Annotated in this window: 5 protein-coding genes; 3 read left to right on the plus strand and 2 right to left on the minus strand. The window is 47.1% G+C overall.

Annotated elements, in window-relative coordinates; translation table 11 throughout:
• The first annotated feature begins 75 nt into the window (after window positions 1-75).
• Window positions 76-330: a type II toxin-antitoxin system RelN family antitoxin gene (locus tag ACLFWI_RS27240; RefSeq protein ID WP_446415531.1), complete on the plus strand. Its 255-nt coding sequence runs from the start codon at window positions 76-78 to the stop codon at window positions 328-330.
• 252 nt (window positions 331-582) lie between these two features.
• On the opposite strand, the gene ACLFWI_RS27245 is transcribed toward ACLFWI_RS27240, so the two are convergent.
• Window positions 583-1,347, minus strand: a complete 765-nt coding sequence (locus ACLFWI_RS27245) for a Uma2 family endonuclease (protein ID WP_446415532.1) — start codon at window positions 1,345-1,347, stop codon at window positions 583-585.
• Window positions 1,348-1,708: 361 nt separating this feature from the next.
• Window positions 1,709-3,142 (minus strand): efflux RND transporter periplasmic adaptor subunit, encoded by a 1,434-nt coding sequence (locus ACLFWI_RS27250; RefSeq protein WP_446415533.1) that lies wholly within the window; start codon window positions 3,140-3,142, stop codon window positions 1,709-1,711.
• A gap of 68 nt (window positions 3,143-3,210) precedes the next feature.
• On the opposite strand from ACLFWI_RS27250, the gene tadA reads away from it, so the two are divergent.
• Both tadA and ACLFWI_RS27260 read left to right on the plus strand, forming a co-directional pair.
• Entirely contained in the window at window positions 3,211-3,771 is a 561-nt protein-coding gene (tadA, locus tag ACLFWI_RS27255; protein ID WP_446415534.1) for a tRNA adenosine(34) deaminase TadA, read from the plus strand.
• 46 nt (window positions 3,772-3,817) lie between these two features.
• Window positions 3,818-4,579, plus strand: coding sequence for a lysophospholipid acyltransferase family protein (locus ACLFWI_RS27260; protein WP_446415535.1), 762 nt, complete (start codon window positions 3,818-3,820; stop codon window positions 4,577-4,579).
• The last annotated feature ends 96 nt before the right edge of the window (window positions 4,580-4,675 follow it).

Raw genomic sequence — 4,675 nt, forward strand, 5'->3', positions numbered from 1 at the left:
TATGCTGTTTGCTAACCGCAATGAACGCACCTAAACGCCTACAGCATTGACGCAGCTACACCACATATAAAACTCATGAAAGCGATTGAACTAACAGGAACCCTGGATGAAAAAGGTCAATTATCACTCGATCACCCCATTGAAAATTTTGCCCCTAGTCGCGTGCGAATTATTGTACTGTGTCCCGATGTTACCGAAGAAGTCGAAACCGATCCTGATGATACTCCCCTTGAAGAAGTGAAAGCAAGTCTCAGGAGAGCTTTCCAGGAAGCAAAAGCAGGACAACGCATACCCCTTTCTGAGATGTGGGAAGGAATCGATGTCGAATGAAACGCCTTTAGTTGTCAAGGTGCGTTACGCTTCGCTAACACACCCTACTGGCGTGGCACACCTTATTTGATAAATTAGAATTGGTTCGTAGTGAGGGCTTCAGCCCTCTCCAGCTAAGCGTTATAGCACTAAAGTGCTTACTACAAACAAAACCCTATTTTAGCTGTGCCACGACACTACGGGGTGAGACTTTGAACCCGTTTTAACGGGTTTAAGCTTTGAGCCAGAACTTTAGTTCATGGCTTAAATCTTTTAACCCTCATCCGGATCAATGCCCATTTCTCGTAAACGTTCAGCCAGTTGTTCGGCTCGTTGTTGAGCTTGTTCAGCTTGCTGTTGAGCCTGTGCAGCTTGTTGTTGAGCTTGTTCAGCTTGCTGTTGAGCTTGCGCCGCTTCTTCTTCAGGAGTGAGTAACAACTCTCCCGCTAATGTCGCCCAACGCAGCCAGGTTGTTTGAATATCTTTATAGGAACCTTGCCAACGCACTAAGGCTAAACCTAATACTTGGCTAACAAATCGTCCTTGTTCATCCAAGTTCATGGGTTGATACACGCCACCTTGTAAACTAAATCCCGCCCAATCCTCTAAATCAAAGGGATTGTACCAAAAATATTCCGGGACTCTCACCTTGTCTTGGTAAATTTGTTTCTTTTCAGTTTTATCTTTGGTAGCCGTACTATCAGAAATTAATTCAATAACAACATCCGGTGCTTTGCCTTCATCCCATACAACCCAGCTAAGTCGTTCACCTTTGGGAACTCCCAAAACGACAAAGACATCAGGACCGCGAAAGTCTTGGTTTTTGATTTGAGCCGCACTGAAATAGAGAAACATATTACCGCCAACATAGCCATCCTCTCGTTGAGCCAACCACGCGACAAGAGTATCCCTAAGCATTTGCATTTGCAGGAAATGTCGCTGAGTTTCCATGGGAATATCGTCATCACAGGGTAAGTCATACTGGGTTGGCGGTAGAGCTAAATTAACAGGAGCCGATTCAATAGTGGTTTGAGACATAGTTTTTTCTGATATTGCGCCTATTTTCTTAACTGTAACGCCTGTGATCAGGCTATTTGAGAGATTGAGGGAAAAACCTATTCAGATTGAGTTGTGTTTTTTGACAAGTTGTGTTAATTGATAGCCCCAACATCCGCCCGAAGCCCGGAGTTCAAACTCCGGGCTAATAGCTCAAGTCCACTAAAGTGGACTAATATAGCAGTACCATCGTTTCAGGTGTTTTTATTCACCTTATCAGGTACGCCGGGACTCGGCGGAACCCAAACCACAAAGGTTTGAAACGCCCAGCCCTGAATCGACCGGGTGTTAGGAGATAACACGATACCCTAGATTGTGTAGCAGCGATTTAAATCGCCGTGGTTTATTGGGTTACTCTTGCTGATAAAATACTCAAGCGCACTGTATCGCCATCCTTTAACGGCGCATCACTGCGAACGACAAACCGTTCCCCTGGCTTTAAACCGGATACAATAGCGACTCTACCCTTGGTGCGATCGCTAATTTCTACTTGACGTGCTTCAACTGTAGATTCAGCACCATTTTCAACCACGACAAACACCGTTGATTTCTCTGATGTTTGAGTCGGCTGATTCGTTTTCGCCATCTGAGTATCTTCACCCCCTGACTTTCCGCTAACCTCTAGCGCCGTTTGCGGAACCACAACTTGGGCTTGGGTATTTGGTGTGAAACTAACTCGTGCTAAAAGTCCACTACCAATTTGACGATTTGGGTTGGGAATCGTCACTTCTACAGGAATTTGTAGGGCTTCACTATCCGCCGCGGGAGAAATTCGGGTCACTTTTCCCGAAAACGATTCATTGGCAAGTGCGTCTAAATTCACCGTTACCGATTGTCCCACCTTGATATTCGCTAGTTCTCTATCTGAAACCCGAACTTCTACCTTCACCTGAGTAAAATCCCCTAACTTGAGAAGTTCACTTCCCGGTGTCACCAGATTCCCCGATTCAGTGACTCGTTCTAATACCACACCGTTAATCGGGGAGGCGAGTAACGAATAGGATTGACGTTGCTTATTTTCAGCCAAAATAGCTTGCTGTGCCTTTACTCGTTCTTGTGCAGCAGCAACGGCTTGTTGTTCCGTGCGAATTTGCTTGAGGGTGGCTTGCAGGTTTTGTTGCGCGGTGGCGGCGGCGGTTTGGGCTAATTCTGCTTCTTGTCGAGAAATTGCGCCTTCTTGCGCCAGGTTTTGGAGTCGTGTTGCATCAACTTTAGCTTGCTGCAATTCTAACCGGGCTTGTTCTGCCCTGGCTTGGGCATTCCCTACCTGAGTATCGGCGCGGGCGACTTCTGAATTTAAGGCGGCGAGTTCAGCTTGGGCTTCAGTTACAGCCGTTTGCAATAAAGCGTCGTCAACTTGAGCTAAAATTTGTCCTGGTTTAACTGGATCACCGATATCCACATTCAAGTTCAACACTCGCCCTTCGATTTGAGATCGTAGTGAGATATCTCGCAACGGTTGAGTTCTACCCGTATATTCTATTGGTTCTAACACCCATCCCGTTTCTGCGATCGCAACATCTACGGCTGTACTGGTTTTCTCTTCTGCACCAGGGGGTTTGGGTTGCGCCCCGGCTTCGGTCTTAGGACTAATCCCACATCCAGTGAGAGATGGTACAAGTAAAATAACCCACAGCACCAGAAAACCCAAATAGTTATTGCGGAGATTCTTCAGGTTTAACCCTTTCCCTGGATTACTCGATATCTGGCTGTTCAGCCCAACGGCTGGCTGATCACAATGAGACACTGACTGACTCGATTGATGCTGAGAGTACACGCTTTTAGTTCCCATTAGGGTAAAGTCGGCAAGGGGTATTTTAAAGTTTCTTCATATATCTACTCTAAATGTTACCGTCCATTAATCAAGTTGCCTATCAAAAGCATCGCCACTGGATGAACAAGTCCCTGGCGATCGCAAAATCGGCGGGTGAAGCGGGGGAGGTTCCTGTTGGTGCGGTAATTATTGATGATCAGGATAACCTCATCGCCACCGGAGAAAATCGACGAGAACGCGATCATGATCCTACCGCCCATGCGGAAATCCTCGCCCTACGTGCAGCCGGTCAAGCCTTAAACACCTGGCATTTAAACACCTGTACCCTTTACGTCACCTTAGAACCTTGCGCCATGTGTGCTGGGGCGATTATTTTAGCGCGGTTAGGTTTACTGGTGTATGGTGCAGATGACCCTAAAACTGGCACAATCCGAACCGTTACCAATATTCCCGATAGCCCTTACTCCAACCACCGCTTACCCGTCTTAGCGGGGATTATGGAAACCGAATGTCGAGAGTATCTGAAATCCTGGTTTGCCCAACGACGCCAGCGCGATCGACAATCAACGCTTAACCATGACATTAACAGAACTGTCCCTTCAGTAGACGACAGGGGTTATCAGACCTCATAAGGTAAGAGTGGAGAGTCGAAACACACTAAAAGCCGAATCCCTTATGATGCAACTCCAATCCCGTGAACAGAACCAAACCCCCTCAACCTTGGACAAGCCTGATTCAAAGACGGTCAATTCCGCCAAAATAGTTCCCGTCAACTCCAGTGTTTCCCCTTTGTTAACCTCCATCCTCTATCCCTTAGGTCGCCGTATCCTCATGCCACTTTATTTTGGGCGGCTGCGAGTGAGGGGACAAGACAACATTCCCCAAACGGGTCCAGTTATCCTAGCACCCACCCATCGATCGCGTTGGGATGGGTTAACCATGGCTTATGCCGCTGGGAAACCTGTCACAGGACGGGATTTGCGGTTTATGGTGTCGCAAGATGAAATGAAAGGATTACAAGGCTGGTTTATCCGCCGCATGGGTGGGTTTCCGGTGAATACGAAACAACCTGGAATCGGCAGTATCCGCCACAGTGTCGAACTCCTGCGTCGTGGCGAAGCCCTGGTCATGTTTCCCGAAGGTAATATTTTTCGTCATGGTGACGTTAATCCACTTAAACCCGGTATGGCACGAATTGCCCTGCAAGCCGAATCCAATCAACCGGGTTTGGGATTAAAAATTGTACCCGTTAGCATCCGTTATAGCGAACCCATTCCTCATCGGGGTACTGATATTCAGATTAATATTGGATCTGCTTTAGATGTCGCCAAGTATTGCAACCAGTCAGCTAAAAAAGGCGCTCAACAGCTTACCACAGATTTGGAAATAGCACTGAAACAAGTCGATCAAAAGCTAGAAGTAATCAAAGAAGTTGTTTAAGCTAATGTTCCCAGAATCTGAGAGGGATTGGTTCCGGTGACGCGGCTGATGATGGTTTCAATCCCGGTGGCTGGAGTAAAATAGGCGGCGTTTCCG

Source organism: Coleofasciculus sp. (genome assembly GCF_046539235.1).
In the GTDB taxonomy this organism is placed as follows: domain Bacteria; phylum Cyanobacteriota; class Cyanobacteriia; order Cyanobacteriales; family Coleofasciculaceae; genus Coleofasciculus.